We start from the raw sequence: 12491 nt of genomic DNA on the forward strand, positions 1-12491 counted from the left end.
GCGGTCAGGCCTCCGCTGCCGGCGCGGGGCCGGTTTCGATCTGCATGCCCTCACTCAAATGAACCCGCCGGTCCGCGGCATCAAAATAGGCGTCATCGTGAGTCACGGCGATGATTGTCTTACCCTCCGCCTTCAGCCTCGGAAGCAGCTCGCGGTAAAATTTCTTGCGGAATTGAGGGTCCTGATCGGCTGCCCATTCGTCGAGTACCAGGATCGGGCGATCCTCGAGGAGAGCAACAGCGAGGGCAAGACGTTTTTTCTGCCCGGTGGACAGATCGAGGGTGACAAAACGGTTGTTCTCCATACCGACGACATCGTCGAGTTCGAAGTAGCGAAGCTGTTCCATGACAGCGTCCTTCGACACGTCCTGCAGGCCGAAGAGTTCCGGAAACAGATGATAGTTCGACAGAACCGACGCAATCAGTGCCCGGTAGTCGCGCCTGTTGAGGGGGCCGACGGTTCGCCCATCCACCGAGAGCTGTCCGGCGGAAGGGGCATAAAGACCTGTCAGGATACGGATCAACGTCGACTTGCCGGAGCCGTTGCCTCCGGAGATGAACAAGATCTCTCCCCGGTTCACATGAAGGGCGACAGGACCGAGATGGAAGGGGTCAACGCCCGATTCGGCAGGGTATTCGTACTCGGCAGCTTCCAGGGATATCCTGCTGAAACCGGCAAAAGCTTCGGGATTGACCGGTTTACGGCTGTCCATACCGGAAGCAAATTCCTCCAGGCGGTTTTCCAGGGTCAGGATACGCGCCGCCGATGCCTCTGCCGATCCAAGGACCGCAACCGCCTGAATGATGATCCCGATAGGGCCGATGATGAACAGCACCGCGGTGGCGGTCTTGGCGAGGTTGCCGGCGTTGATATCCGTATAGCTGGGGACCACGAAAACCACGACACCGAGCAGAATGAACAAGGCGAGCTGACCGAAAATATAGAGATCGAAACTTGCGTTCTGGACGGTGATCCTGCCTTCGGCGGCCTGATCCACGGACGTATTGAATGCGTCGGCCAACTCGATGCGGCGCGGCCGCAGCATGCGGACCTCCTTCCAGCCGTCAAGCTGATCGGTGATCCGGTCGAACATTCTCTTGTCGTCCTGAGCAACGCTCATATGGGACTGCAAGACCCGCTGTCCGCGGCGCATGTAGACGAAACCGGCGATCCCGATAGCGAACGTCAGCATGAAGAACGTCGTTTTCGACGTTACAAATATATAGGCAAGGATGGCGACGACCAGGATGGCTGACCGGAACGCAATGGCAATGTACTGGCTGCTCTGCGAAATCGTGTCGGACGCCTGTGTAACGACATCGTAAAGCTCCGCATCGCCGACCCGGTCGCGGTCGGCCAGGTTCAGATCGCGCAGAAGCTGTACGATATCGCACCTTGCCGCATGGATCGCGTCTTCGACCAGTACCGCAAACCGTGAGAGCAGGCGCAATTCGAAAATCAGATACAACGCAATGGCAGCGCAGAACAGGCCCGCCATGAGCCAGTTGACGTTATCGACCCCGTCCGCCGCAATATCCTGGGCCGCCCGGTTCACCAGTATCATGATGCCGACATTGAACAGGCTGGAACCGGCCGCGATGATGATCAGCGCCTTGAGGGGGAGTGCAGCTGTACGCGTGAGGAGTGCAAATAGCTGCATTGGCCCTATCGCGTGTCTGGTGGAATGACTGTCGAAGGCGTGCTGAATGCGCTGGAGCTGTCCGGCCGAGACTGGGGTTCCTCAATGTCCGGAGCCATCGCCGGCTCCTGGGCGATGGGCGCCGTTTCCGGTGCGACTGTGCTGCGTCCGGTGTCGATCTGCGTGGTGGACTGGCCGGGAGTGACAGGATTTGCGCTGTCGGTCGCCGGGACCGGGGCCACAACGGTGGGGGAAGGCTGGAAACGGAATGAATCCGGCTGAATCGCGTTGGTCGATTGCACTTCCGTCTTGGAGGCATTCGGCACGAGGGGGGAGGAAATCCGTTCCAGGGTCTCCTCGTCGTCATTCTGGTCAGCTCCGGCGTTGAATTCACCGGTATTCAGGATAACCGGAAGCCCGTCGGACCCGCCCATGACGATGATCTTGGAATTGTTGGAAGAGGCGATGGCCAATGTCGCGTCAATTCCCCGCAAGCGAAGATATTCGTCGGTGATTGTGCCGGAAACGATTTCCTGAAACTCGCGTATCCCGCGCGCCTCGATATTCTTACGCTGACGCTCCAGTTCTTCCCGCTCTATCCGGAAATCATATTCGAGCATCACATGATATTGCTGGGCCTTGCGCTCGATCGCTTCAACGACCGATGCGGGGAGCGTGACGGAACGGATCAGGGCATCTTCGATATAGACCAGCTGTCCGGAGGGGCTCTGCGAGATCAGCGAGGACCCCAGCTGCGTGACCATCCGCTCAAGTATCTGCGCCTGTATGAAAGACCGTGCGTCCGAATAAAGCTGTTCCGGCGTGTAGCGCGAAATCACTTCCCGGGCATTGGAGCCGATTTCAGGAATGAGCAGCACTTCGGGATAGTTCGGCCCGATCTGCTTGTGCAGCGCGCCAACCGACTCCCTGTTGATGCGATAGCGGGTGGCGATCTCGACCTTCATCGTCAGGCCGTTGGAGGAGATCGTGTCATAGTTGCGCACGATTGTCCGCAAACGGGCATCATAGATAAACGCCCTGTTCCACGGGAAGATCAGGTGAATGCCTTCGCCGAAGTGAAAATCGGTGACGGTTCCGCCCATGAACCGTTTCCACAGAACGCCGACGTGGCCGGCAGGAACATTCACGACGGTCAGCGGCACCGTAACGGCGATAATGAAAAGAAGGGTCAGTATCGTCAGACCCAGGGAAAAGGTATGCCGCCTTCGCCAGGACCTGAACCGGTTGCCAAACGTATTTTCGCCGGGCGCCGGGCCGATCACGCCACCGGCGTTCGAAGCGCCACTGCTCACAGCCATCTGTTTCGCCCTTGTCCCGTTGAAACGATCATAAAGTCTGACGATGGCTCTGGCGCAATTCTTCCTCCAGCCTTGCTTTCTCAAGCCTCAGCCGCTCGCGCTTGTTGGGGCGCAGCAGGAAGAGAAAAATCAGGGCAAGGAGCGGACTGACGATGATCGAAAGAAGGAACATCCCGATGAAGCCGGCAGCTGTATTCCGACCGATCAGACCGACGATGGCAGCCGCGAAAAGATAAAGCACCATGGCAAAATACATGAGCGGTTCCCCGGGCGATGCTAGTGAGAATACAAGCAGAAGACGTGATGATATCCCGAAAACAGCTCTTAGCAAAATCCAAGAACCGTTGCAAACGACTCGCTGTTCCTCCGGCCGCTGTTTCGCCCGGAAAAAGGCGCCGGATCCGGGGGTGATTTTGTTTCTTTTCGAGGTGAAACCCTGGTGTTTGCCCAGACGCGGCGGGATAAAACCCGGTTAGCCTAAAAATTGAGGCAAACCTGTACCCTGGGTTGAACGAAGTGTCAGGAGGAGCGGGGTAGACTCCGGAAGCATTCACGGAAGGGTCCCGAGTGATGGTCCCGCCCGTGGTTGCATTGCCTCAAGTACCACTTCTGCAGCGGGGTCCCAGAGCTCCGCTGCAGCTTCTATCGGCAACCGCACCCCGGCCGGTACGCAGTCATTCACCGATCTTGAGAAACAGACTTCCTTCCGCGTGCGACCGTTCGGCGGCATCCAGAGCTTTTTGGAGGTCCGCGCCGTGGTCGAAGCCTGGCTCTGCAGGCGTATCTTCCCGGATCGCCGATATGAAGCGGTCATAGACCGTGGGAACCGGTTCGGCGGTCACCTCGTACCAGTCGGCGGTTTCAAGGTCGGGGTTGCGGCAAATCCAAAGGCTTCCTATCCGTTTTTCGAACCGGACTTCCAGACCGCCGCCTTCACCGTATAGCCTGAGGCGCAGGTCGTTCAGGTGGCCGGAGGCGAAGCGGGTCGCGCTGATGGTGCCGAGCGCACCGTTCTCCAGTTCCGCCTGAAGCGTGAAACTGTCATTGGCGTCCAGAACATGGTCGCCGATCCTGCCGCCCTCCGCCTTGTCGAAGGTTTTCAGGCGGCAGGACAGTGCGTCGACGCGGCTGCCGGCGGCAAAAGTGGTGAAATCCAGAATGTGGATGCCGACGTCGCCGAGGACGCCCTTGGATCCGTGACGTGTCGAGAGCCGCCAGAGCCACTGGTCCTGCGTGCGCCAGTCTCCCCATGCGGGCTGGGTCAGCCAACTTTGCAGATAGGAGGCTTCGAAGTGGCGCAACGTGCCGATGGTGCCTTCCGCCACAAGAGACGCCGCCTTCTGCAGCACGGCGACATCGCGGTAGCTGAGATTGACCATGCCGATCAGCTTCTTCTGCCGCGCAAGATCCGCCATTTCCAGGGCGTCCCGCTCATTGGTCGCGAGCGGTTTTTCGCACAGGACGTGTTTTCCCGCATTCAGGAATGTCAGGGTCGTCGCGTGATGCGCAGCGTCGGGTGTGACGTTGGACACCGCATCAAATTCCCCCCAGGCGATGGCCTCTTCCAGGGTGGCGAACCTGTGCGGGATCGCGAAGCGGTCGCAAAAGTCCGAAAGGACCTCAGGCCGCCGGTCGACGCCGGCCACGACTTCAATCCCCGGGATTTTCTGATAGGCCGTGACATGATTGACGGCCATGTTTCCGGTGCCGAGGATCAATATCCGGACCGGGGTGGCAGCAGAGATCATAGGTGTTCTCCATCGCAACAGGAGCATGGGCCGGAGGTCGACTGCGTCCGGCGGGGGAACGAGAGATCAGCGAAAGCCTTCCTCGCCTTCCGCATGAAGCTTGGGTCCGCGCTCCTCGATTTTTTCCGGCGCGGCCTCCACAGGCACGTTCGGGGCCTCGGTCGGATCCTTCACGCGCGCCATCTGATTGAAGGCCCATTTGACGCCGTTCTTCAGAACGGTTTGCACGTTTGCGTCATGATAGGTCGGGTAGGTTTCGTGACCCGGCCGGAAATAGAAAACGTTTCCCGCACCGCGCTTGTAAGTCAGCCCCGAGCGGAAGACCTCGCCGCCCTGGAACCAGCTGATGAAGACCGTTTCCAGCGGCTCCGGCACGCCGAAGGGCTCGCCGTACATTTCTTCCATTTCCAGCTCGAAACTGTCCGGCAGGCCCTGGGTTATGGGATGGTTACGGCTGGTGACCCAGAGCCGCTCGCGTTCCCCGGCCTCGCGCCATGTCAGGTTGCAGGGGCTGCCCATCAGGCGCTTGAAGGGTTTGGAAAAATGTGCCGAATGCAGAAACATCATGCCCATGCCGGACCAGACGGCATTGCACACCCGTTCCACCACGTCGTCGGCGACATCGCCATGGGCGGCATGGCCCCACCAGACCAGAACGTCCGTCTCGGCAAGACGCTCCTGCGTCAAGCCGTGCTCTGGATCCTGGAGCGTCGCCGTCGTCGCGCTGATATCCGGGTCGGCGTTCAGAGCATCGGCGATGCATTGGTGCATGCCGTCCGGATAGAGGCCGGCGACAATCCTGTTGTGCTGTTCATGGACGTTTTCGCCCCAGACCACGGTTCTGATGGCCATGACGGTTCCTCCCGGTTGGCGGAAACTCTGATGAGATCTTGTGCTGCAATGAATGGTTCAAAGCGCTTTGGATAGCGCTAGCACCGGTCTCCGGGACTGTCAATCGAAGGGACCGGAAGTTGGCGGATCGCAGTCGGATGGCGACCGCTGCGAGGCGCGGGCAAATTCAATAGCCTGCGGTCAGGGCTCCGACGCGGCGCGGGTCCGAGGCCCCGGCAAGGAAGCCGTCGGCCTTCATGATCGACTGGGTCGACCCCATTGCATTGCGGACCTCAACCGTGTGACCCCGCTTCTGCAGAAGCTTTATCGTGTCCGGTGAGATACCTTCCTCGATGCGGATTTCGTCCGGGAGCCACTGGTGGTGAATGCGCGGCGCGGCCGTCGCCTCGGCGATGTTCATCTTGTGATCGATGACATTGAGGATGATCTGCAGCGTGGTGGTGATGATGCGGCTGCCGCCCGGAGAGCCGGTGGCAAGGAAGAACTCACCGTCCCTGAAGACCAGCGTCGGGCTCATGGAGGACAGCGGACGCTTGCCGGCCTCGATGGCGTTTGCCGTGCCGCCGATCAGCCCGTAAGCGTTGGGAACACCCGGTTTGGCGGAAAAATCATCCAGTTCGTTGTTGAGCAGAACCCCTGTTCCCTCCGCCATCATGCCGACGCCATAGGAGAAATTCAGCGTGTAGGTGTTCGACACCGCGTTGCCGTCCTTGTCCACAACGGAAAAATGCGTGGTCTCGTTGCTCTCGTAGGGAAGCGGATTGTCGGGACCGATCTCTTCGGATGGTGTCGCCGTCTCCATGCCGATAGTCTTCACCAGTTCCGCCGCATAGTCCGGCGAAGTCAGGCCGGTGACCGGCACGCTGACATAATCCGGGTCGCCGAGATATTTCGACCGGTCCGCATAGGCACGGCGCATGGCTTCGGCCATGACGTGAATGCTGTCCGCGGAATTCAGTCCGTATTCCGCGACCGGGAAACCTTGCAGCATGTTGAGGATCTGGACGATGTGAACGCCGCCCGAAGATGGCGGCGGCATGGAGGCGATTTCAAATCCGCGATAGGAGCCGGTGACGGGCTCACGCCAAACCGGCAGGTAAGATGCCAGATCCGCGGCCGTCATACCGCCGCCGGCTTCCTGAACCCTGGAAGCGATCCTCTCGGCAACATCGCCCTTATAAAACCCGTCGGCTCCCTTGTCCGCAATCACGCGCAGGGTTGAAGCGAGATCTTGCTGCTTCAGAATCTCGCCCGGAAGCGGCGGGATCAGGCCCATCTTGTAGAAGACGGCCGCGGTGGCAGGATCCTTGGTCAGGCGCGGCATGGCCGCCGTCAGGGCGGCCGACAGACCGGGCGTGACCACTATGCCGTTTTCCGCCAGTTCGATTGCCGGAGCAATCAGCTCCGCCCAGGACAGATTTCCGCTGCCGTGCCGTTGATGGGCTTCGGCGAAGCCTGCGACGGTTCCCGGAACGCCGACGGCCAGACCTGAGAAACGGGACTTGGTGTTGTCCGGTTCACCGTCGTCTCCCAGAAACATGTCCCTGAAGGCGGCGGCCGGCGCCTTTTCGCGGTAGTCGAGGGCTTCGGTTTGGCCGCTTTCGGACATATGAATGAGCATGAAGCCGCCGCCGCCGAGGTTGCCGGCGCGCGGCAGGGTGACCGCAAGGGCGAACCCGGTGGCGATGGCAGCGTCCACGGCGTTGCCACCCTTTTCAAGAATTTCCACGCCGACTTCGGTCGCGACGGCTTCCTGGCTCGCCACCATGCCGTTTTGCGCGACAACCGGCTGAAACCTGTCCTTGAGCGAATAAATAGGGGCTTCCTGAGCCGTGAGGGGCGCGGTCTGCCCGAAGGCGAGTGCGGCGGCCAGGGCGAGCGAGCAGACAACGGATTCAAGGCGGCGGCGCATGGTTCCCTCCGGTATTTGGGCTACACAGCAACTGTGCAGAAGGCTGTGACGCGAGGCAACAGGTTCATGGCGGCGGTCGTTGGCATGACGCAAACGTGAAGCTGCTTACCTGCCCGCGGTACGATTGATTCACCGCAAGGCACATCAGCCGGGGACGGGTAGAGTGTCCATGCTGACGCCGCATCGGCTGTAAAAACTCACGGATGCGGCGCGCCGTAAGGAGGCTTCATGGGACGCATGATTTTACGCAAGGCTTCTGCCGTTCTGCTGTGGGCGATATTTGTCGCAAGCGGTGCGGCGGTGTTCGGTTTGGCCCCTTCCGGCGGAGTAACCTCCGCGCAGGCGGCCGATGAGTTGGCCGGAAAAGCGCTGGCGCTACGCTGGTGTGCCGCCTGTCATCTGGTCGCCGAGGATCAGCCGAGTGTTTCCAGCACGTCGCTGCCGAGCTTTTACGACATCGCCGCGGACCCGGAGTGGACCGAAGACCGTCTGGCGACCTTCCTGGTGGATCCGCATCCGGCGATGCCCGACATGAACCTGGGAAATATCGAGATCGCCAATCTCGCTGCTTATATCACCTCTCTCAAGCAGTAATCGCGGACCTCACATGTTGAACTCCGCGCGCATTGCGGCGTGGAAAGAGCCTGCGATCTCCGGGTCGTCGGCATCGAAGATTTCATCGGGCAGATCATCGTTGAAGACCCGGACATCAATGGTCCTGTGGGTCATTGATGCGCTTGCAAGGATATGATCAAGCGCCTGGCCCTTGCCCTTGTGCAGGATGGTCCGGCGCCGGTCGAGTGGTAGCGAGGCATCAAGCTGGAAAAGCCGGCGCGGCGCGAGGTCCGGCGAGGAGGTGTCATCCGGGTCGGCGCGCAGCAGGCGCAAGGTTCCGGTCTCGCCGGTGGCGTTGAAGTCTCCGGCAAGGATCACCTGCGCTTCCTCATCCACATCGAGCAGCGCTTCGACTGCCAGGCGCAGCTCCAGGGCCTGCGCGATCTGTTTCAGAACAGAGAGCTGATAGCCTTCCGCCCAGGCCGAAATGCTTTTCCATGTCCGGCTGTCTGTCTTGCCTCCCCGGATATTTGCCGCAATCGGAGCGCGCAGGTGAACCGCGAAAAGATGCAGCGGTTTGCCGGTGCCGATATCGATTTCGGTTTTCAGGATAGGCCGGTCGAATTCGATCGCCTGCGGCGCATCATATACCGGGTCGGCTGTTCCCGGCTGCCACAGGAGCGGATGGGCATGAGTCTGAAAGAGGCTCTGGGCAGATATGATCGGGAAGCGCGACAGAACCACCAAATTGTGCCTGTCGCCGGGGCCCTTGCCGGGTGCCCGTTCGCTGGCGGCAAGGTGATAGCCTTCGTAAGGCGTGTCTGACAGAAGCAGGTCGAGGGCTGGAAACCGGCGCCTGGATGCCCCTTTCACCTTTTGCGCATTCACTTCCTGAAGGCAGAGGATATCGGCATCCAGTTCCACAATTCTCGGCCGCAGGGCGTGCAGTCGCGGCTGCAGAGCCTCTGCGTCAAAACGATCGGCGCCGAAGGATTCGATGTTGAAGGTTGCAAGTTTCATTGCGCCGGGCCAGACCGTATGGAACGTGGACCGACACCTTAGCGGTGGGACGGTTCTATGAACCAGTGGTAGAGAACAAAAAGTTTGATTTCAGGAGACCTGCATGGCCGATGACCTTTGTCCGTGTGGTGGCGGCGAACCGTTCGATCGCTGCTGCGGGCGTTTTCTCGGCGGCGAAGCGCCTCCCGAAACCGCGGAAGCGCTGATGCGCTCGCGATACACTGCCTATGTCCGGCAGAATATTGCCTACCTGAAGGAAACACTCTGGCCGAAACACCAGGATGGCTTTGACGAACTGGAAACCGCCAGATGGGCGGCTCAAAACCACTGGACCGGCTTGCGCATCCTGGCAACGGAAAAAGGTGGAAAAGGCGACCGCGAAGGCACGGTTCTTTTCGAAGCAAGATACCTTTCCGGTGGCACATTGCACACGCACCGGGAACTCAGCCGTTTCCGCAAAAAGGCCGGTCTCTGGTACTATGCGGAGGCCGTGCCGGAATAACAGAGCTGCGAGCGGCCCGGGCATTATTTCGGAGAAAAATGTCCGGCTCCTGCGGAAGGCGGCGGGGGCAGGAGCCGGACCAAACTGCGGATAGAAGGGGAGGCAACCCTCGACATCCGCAATGCTGGTGCATTTTTCAAACAGACAGGGCCGACAATGTGCAGAGGTCAGGTCGTTTGAATCAATGTTCACTATTTGTTCCATATTCCACTAAGGACGTCAAGCTGCGATTTCCGAGCGCATCTCGTGTGGTTGGGTCATGAACAGCGGGCGTCCTGTTCGCCGGCCCGGTACGTTCACGTTTCTGTGAATCGATACGGATGCCGGAATTTCAATCGCCATTGAATATTAAGGCCTTCATGTCACAAATACGGACAAGATTTCAAAAAGGATCCGTGTTTGCGATTTTCGGCTTTCTTGGCAAAACCTTTTCAAAGCGCCGTCTTGTCCCAGGCTCTGGGCAAGGCAACGAAGGCTGCCGGGGTGCTGCGGGGCGGTGGGACGGACCAGGGTACCGCGGGCCGCATGGCGGTTTCGACGTTCGCGATCCGTGTTGGCGGCGCGGCTCTTGCCTATCTTTCACAGATCGTTCTGGCGCGACTTCTGGGGGCGCATGATTACGGTATTTACTCCGTTGCGTGGACCTTTCTGATTGTCATCGGCGCGATGACCTGTGGCGGATTTTCAACGTCCGCCAGCCGGTTCATCCCGCAATATCTGCAGACCGGCGACATGGACGGCCTGCGCGGCTTTCTGCGTGTCAGCCGGCAAACGGCCTTCTTTGTCGGATCGTTGGCCGGCGTGCTCGGGATCGGCCTTGTTTTCATTTTCCGCACGGCAATCGACCCCGATTATGTTCTGCCGCTGATGACCGTGCTGTTCGCCTTGCCGTTCTTCACCTTCGCTCAGGTACAGGACGGTATCGCGCGCAGCTATGACTGGCCGGCGCTGGCGATGGTGCCCCCCTATATCTGGCGGCCTCTGACCATTCTGCTGCTGCTTGTCCTTGCCGCGCTCGTCGGGCTGCAAACCGATGCCCTCACCGCCACGGTCGCGGTCGTGTCGGCCACCGTTATGATCGCCCTTTATCAATATGCTCATCTGAAGCGACGGCTGGCGCCGAAGGTTCCGGCCGGGCCCCGCAGGGTCGACCTGAAATTCTGGCTGGCGGTCTCCGCGCCAATGCTTCTGGTGGACGGTTTCCTGCAGCTGATCACCAGCGCCGACGTCATCATGATCAGTTTCTTTGAAGACCCGGACGAGGTGGCGGTCTATTTCGCCGCTTCCAAGACGCTTGCCCTCGTCCATTTCGTCTATTTCGCAGTGAGATCGGCTTCCGCGCACCGGTTTTCCGGCTATCTCCACAATGACGACCAGGCGGGTCTTGCCGATTATGTCCGCCAGGCGACGCACTGGACCTTCTGGCCGTCTCTTGCCGCAGGTGCGGGGCTGTTGCTGATAGCGCCGCTGCTGCTGCGCTTGTTCGGCAGTGGATTTGAGAGCGGCTATCCGCTGATCGCGCTGCTGATGATCGGTGTGCTTGCCCGAGCGTCGGTCGGTCCGGCGGATGCGTTGTTGACCATGACCGGACACCAGAAGTCCTGTGCCGTGATCTATGCGGCAACCTTCCTGATGAACGTCGTCTTCAACCTCGCCCTGATCCCGCTGCTGGGTCTTGCAGGGGCGGCAATCGCCACGAGTTGCGCCATCTTCTTCGAGGCCGCAGCGCTTGCGCTGACGGCAAGACGCAAGCTCCGGATCACGACATTCATCGTGCCCCTTCTCTTTGCATCCAGGGAGCGGCCGGTTGACCAGTGATCCGACTGCCATCCCGGAACCGGAGTTCTGTTTCTTCGATCCTTTGAAGGAAGATCTGCCGTCCGAAGCCTGGCAGCAATTGTGCGATGACGCGCTGGATCCGAACCCGTTTTTCAGCCCGGCCTTTCTGTGCCCCTATCTGAGGCACATGGAACATCGGCCTGTCCGGCTTGCCGTTGTCCGTGACGGCAGAACAGGTGTGTGGCTGGTGGCTGCTCCCGTGGGCAGGCGCCGTCTCGGGCTCGCACTTCCGACGGCGACGGTCTGGGCAACGGATTATTCTCCGCTCGGGACGCCCCTCATGCACCCGCAGGCAGGGCCGGATGCCGTTGACGCCTTTCTCAAGGGCGCTGCCGGGTCCGGAGCGTTGCTGGCCATTCCCTATCTGCCGCTCGCCTCGCGAACAGCGTCTCGTCTGAGCGCGTCCGGCGCGGTGCGGATCACGGTCACAGCGCGGGAAAAGCGTTCGGCTCACGATGCGGGCCCAAAAGGTGAAGAGCAACTGCAGGCCGCCTTCAGCGGCAAGCGGCGCAAGGAAATGCGCCGGCTGCTGCGCCGTCTCGGAGATGAACATGAAACAAGCTTTGAAAGCGTGACCGGCGCGGGCGTGCCGGCTGCCTTCGACGCTTTTCTCCGCCTGGAAGCCTCCGGATGGAAGGGCCGGTCGGGAACGGCTCTCTCAAGCCGATCGCAGACAGAGGCCTTCGCAAAGTCCGCAATCGCCAACCTTGCGGGTGGGAACTGCGTCCGCATCGATCAGCTGAAGGTGGGTGAAGCGCTGGTGGCAGCTCTTGTGCTCATTCAAAACCGGGGGCATGTGTTTTCCTGGAAGATCGCCTTCGACGAAAGCCGGGCGCGTTTTTCTCCAGGCGCGCAGATCGCGCTGCATGCGCTGCGGGAAAATCTCGCGATGCCGGGGTTCAAGGGCGCCGATTCCCTGGCGGTTCCCGGCCATTCGATGATCGAGCCGCTCTGGAGGGGACGCGTGGAAACCGCAACGTTGCTGGGCTCGCAGGGCTTTGGAGGACGTTTGATGACATTCCTCGGTGAAGCGGACCTGACGGCAAAGCGCGGATTGCGGCGGGGCCTCCGCGCGGTCAAGAAACGGCTTGGAAGGACCTGAGTG

The 12491-nt window shown here is 60.4% G+C and carries 11 protein-coding genes; 4 read left to right on the forward strand and 7 right to left on the reverse strand.

Annotated features, from left to right (window positions below; translation table 11 throughout):
* Positions 1–4 precede the first annotated feature (4 nt).
* The 6 genes from Q1B40_RS20105 to ggt form a co-directional block, all read right to left on the reverse strand.
* Positions 5–1660: a cyclic peptide export ABC transporter gene (locus Q1B40_RS20105; RefSeq protein ID WP_299818462.1), complete on the reverse strand. Its 1656-nt coding sequence runs from the start codon at positions 1658–1660 to the stop codon at positions 5–7.
* Positions 1661–1665: 5 nt separating this feature from the next.
* Positions 1666–2958 carry an SPFH domain-containing protein gene (locus Q1B40_RS20110; protein WP_299818465.1) on the reverse strand — a complete coding sequence of 431 codons (1293 nt, stop codon included), beginning with the start codon at positions 2956–2958 and terminating at the stop codon, positions 1666–1668.
* 28 nt (positions 2959–2986) lie between these two features.
* Positions 2987–3214 carry a hypothetical protein gene (locus tag Q1B40_RS20115; protein ID WP_299818468.1) on the reverse strand — a complete coding sequence of 76 codons (228 nt, stop codon included), beginning with the start codon at positions 3212–3214 and terminating at the stop codon, positions 2987–2989.
* Positions 3215–3632: 418 nt separating this feature from the next.
* Entirely contained in the window at positions 3633–4706 is a 1074-nt protein-coding gene (locus Q1B40_RS20120) for a Gfo/Idh/MocA family oxidoreductase (protein WP_299818471.1), read from the reverse strand.
* Positions 4707–4772: 66 nt separating this feature from the next.
* On the reverse strand, positions 4773–5558 hold the full coding sequence (locus tag Q1B40_RS20125; protein ID WP_299818474.1) for a ThuA domain-containing protein: 786 nt from the start codon (positions 5556–5558) through the stop codon (positions 4773–4775).
* A gap of 166 nt (positions 5559–5724) precedes the next feature.
* The gene (ggt, locus tag Q1B40_RS20130; RefSeq protein WP_299818477.1) at positions 5725–7470 is read right to left on the reverse strand and encodes a gamma-glutamyltransferase; all 1746 of its coding nucleotides are present in this window, start codon (positions 7468–7470) and stop codon (positions 5725–5727) included.
* A gap of 228 nt (positions 7471–7698) precedes the next feature.
* Between ggt and Q1B40_RS20135 the strand changes: the two genes are divergently transcribed.
* Positions 7699–8064: a c-type cytochrome gene (locus Q1B40_RS20135; RefSeq protein ID WP_299818480.1), complete on the forward strand. Its 366-nt coding sequence runs from the start codon at positions 7699–7701 to the stop codon at positions 8062–8064.
* Positions 8065–8073: 9 nt separating this feature from the next.
* On the opposite strand, the gene Q1B40_RS20140 is transcribed toward Q1B40_RS20135, so the two are convergent.
* Complete coding sequence (locus tag Q1B40_RS20140; protein ID WP_299818483.1) at positions 8074–9045, reverse strand: endonuclease/exonuclease/phosphatase family protein; 972 nt, start codon at positions 9043–9045, stop codon at positions 8074–8076.
* Positions 9046–9148: 103 nt separating this feature from the next.
* Between Q1B40_RS20140 and Q1B40_RS20145 the strand changes: the two genes are divergently transcribed.
* The 3 genes from Q1B40_RS20145 to Q1B40_RS20155 all read left to right on the forward strand — a co-directional run bounded on the left by Q1B40_RS20145 (position 9149) and on the right by Q1B40_RS20155 (position 12488).
* Positions 9149–9547, forward strand: a complete 399-nt coding sequence (locus tag Q1B40_RS20145) for a YchJ family metal-binding protein (protein WP_299818486.1) — start codon at positions 9149–9151, stop codon at positions 9545–9547.
* Between the two features lie 444 nt (positions 9548–9991).
* Complete coding sequence (locus Q1B40_RS20150) at positions 9992–11365, forward strand: lipopolysaccharide biosynthesis protein (RefSeq protein WP_299818489.1); 1374 nt, start codon at positions 9992–9994, stop codon at positions 11363–11365.
* On the forward strand, positions 11355–12488 hold the full coding sequence (locus Q1B40_RS20155; protein ID WP_299818492.1) for a GNAT family N-acetyltransferase: 1134 nt from the start codon (positions 11355–11357) through the stop codon (positions 12486–12488). Before Q1B40_RS20150 ends, Q1B40_RS20155 begins: the two co-directional genes overlap by 11 nt.
* The last annotated feature ends 3 nt before the right edge of the window (positions 12489–12491 follow it).

The sequence above is a fragment of the uncultured Roseibium sp. genome, from assembly GCF_947496995.1.
Lineage (GTDB): Bacteria > Pseudomonadota > Alphaproteobacteria > Rhizobiales > Stappiaceae > Roseibium.

What these genes read in the sequence shown, in the direction of transcription:
- Q1B40_RS20140 (WP_299818483.1), bottom strand. Translation starts at nt 9,045, where the DNA reads ATGAAACTTGCAACCTTCAACATCGAATCCTTCGGCGCCGATCGTTTT.
- Q1B40_RS20145 (WP_299818486.1), top strand. Translation starts at nt 9,149, where the DNA reads ATGGCCGATGACCTTTGTCCGTGTGGTGGCGGCGAACCGTTCGATCGC.
- Q1B40_RS20105 (WP_299818462.1), bottom strand. Translation starts at nt 1,660, where the DNA reads ATGCAGCTATTTGCACTCCTCACGCGTACAGCTGCACTCCCCCTCAAG.
- ggt (WP_299818477.1), bottom strand. Translation starts at nt 7,470, where the DNA reads ATGCGCCGCCGCCTTGAATCCGTTGTCTGCTCGCTCGCCCTGGCCGCC.
- Q1B40_RS20120 (WP_299818471.1), bottom strand. Translation starts at nt 4,706, where the DNA reads ATGATCTCTGCTGCCACCCCGGTCCGGATATTGATCCTCGGCACCGGA.
- Q1B40_RS20125 (WP_299818474.1), bottom strand. Translation starts at nt 5,558, where the DNA reads ATGGCCATCAGAACCGTGGTCTGGGGCGAAAACGTCCATGAACAGCAC.
- Q1B40_RS20115 (WP_299818468.1), bottom strand. Translation starts at nt 3,214, where the DNA reads ATGTATTTTGCCATGGTGCTTTATCTTTTCGCGGCTGCCATCGTCGGT.
- Q1B40_RS20110 (WP_299818465.1), bottom strand. Translation starts at nt 2,958, where the DNA reads ATGGCTGTGAGCAGTGGCGCTTCGAACGCCGGTGGCGTGATCGGCCCG.
- Q1B40_RS20135 (WP_299818480.1), top strand. Translation starts at nt 7,699, where the DNA reads ATGGGACGCATGATTTTACGCAAGGCTTCTGCCGTTCTGCTGTGGGCG.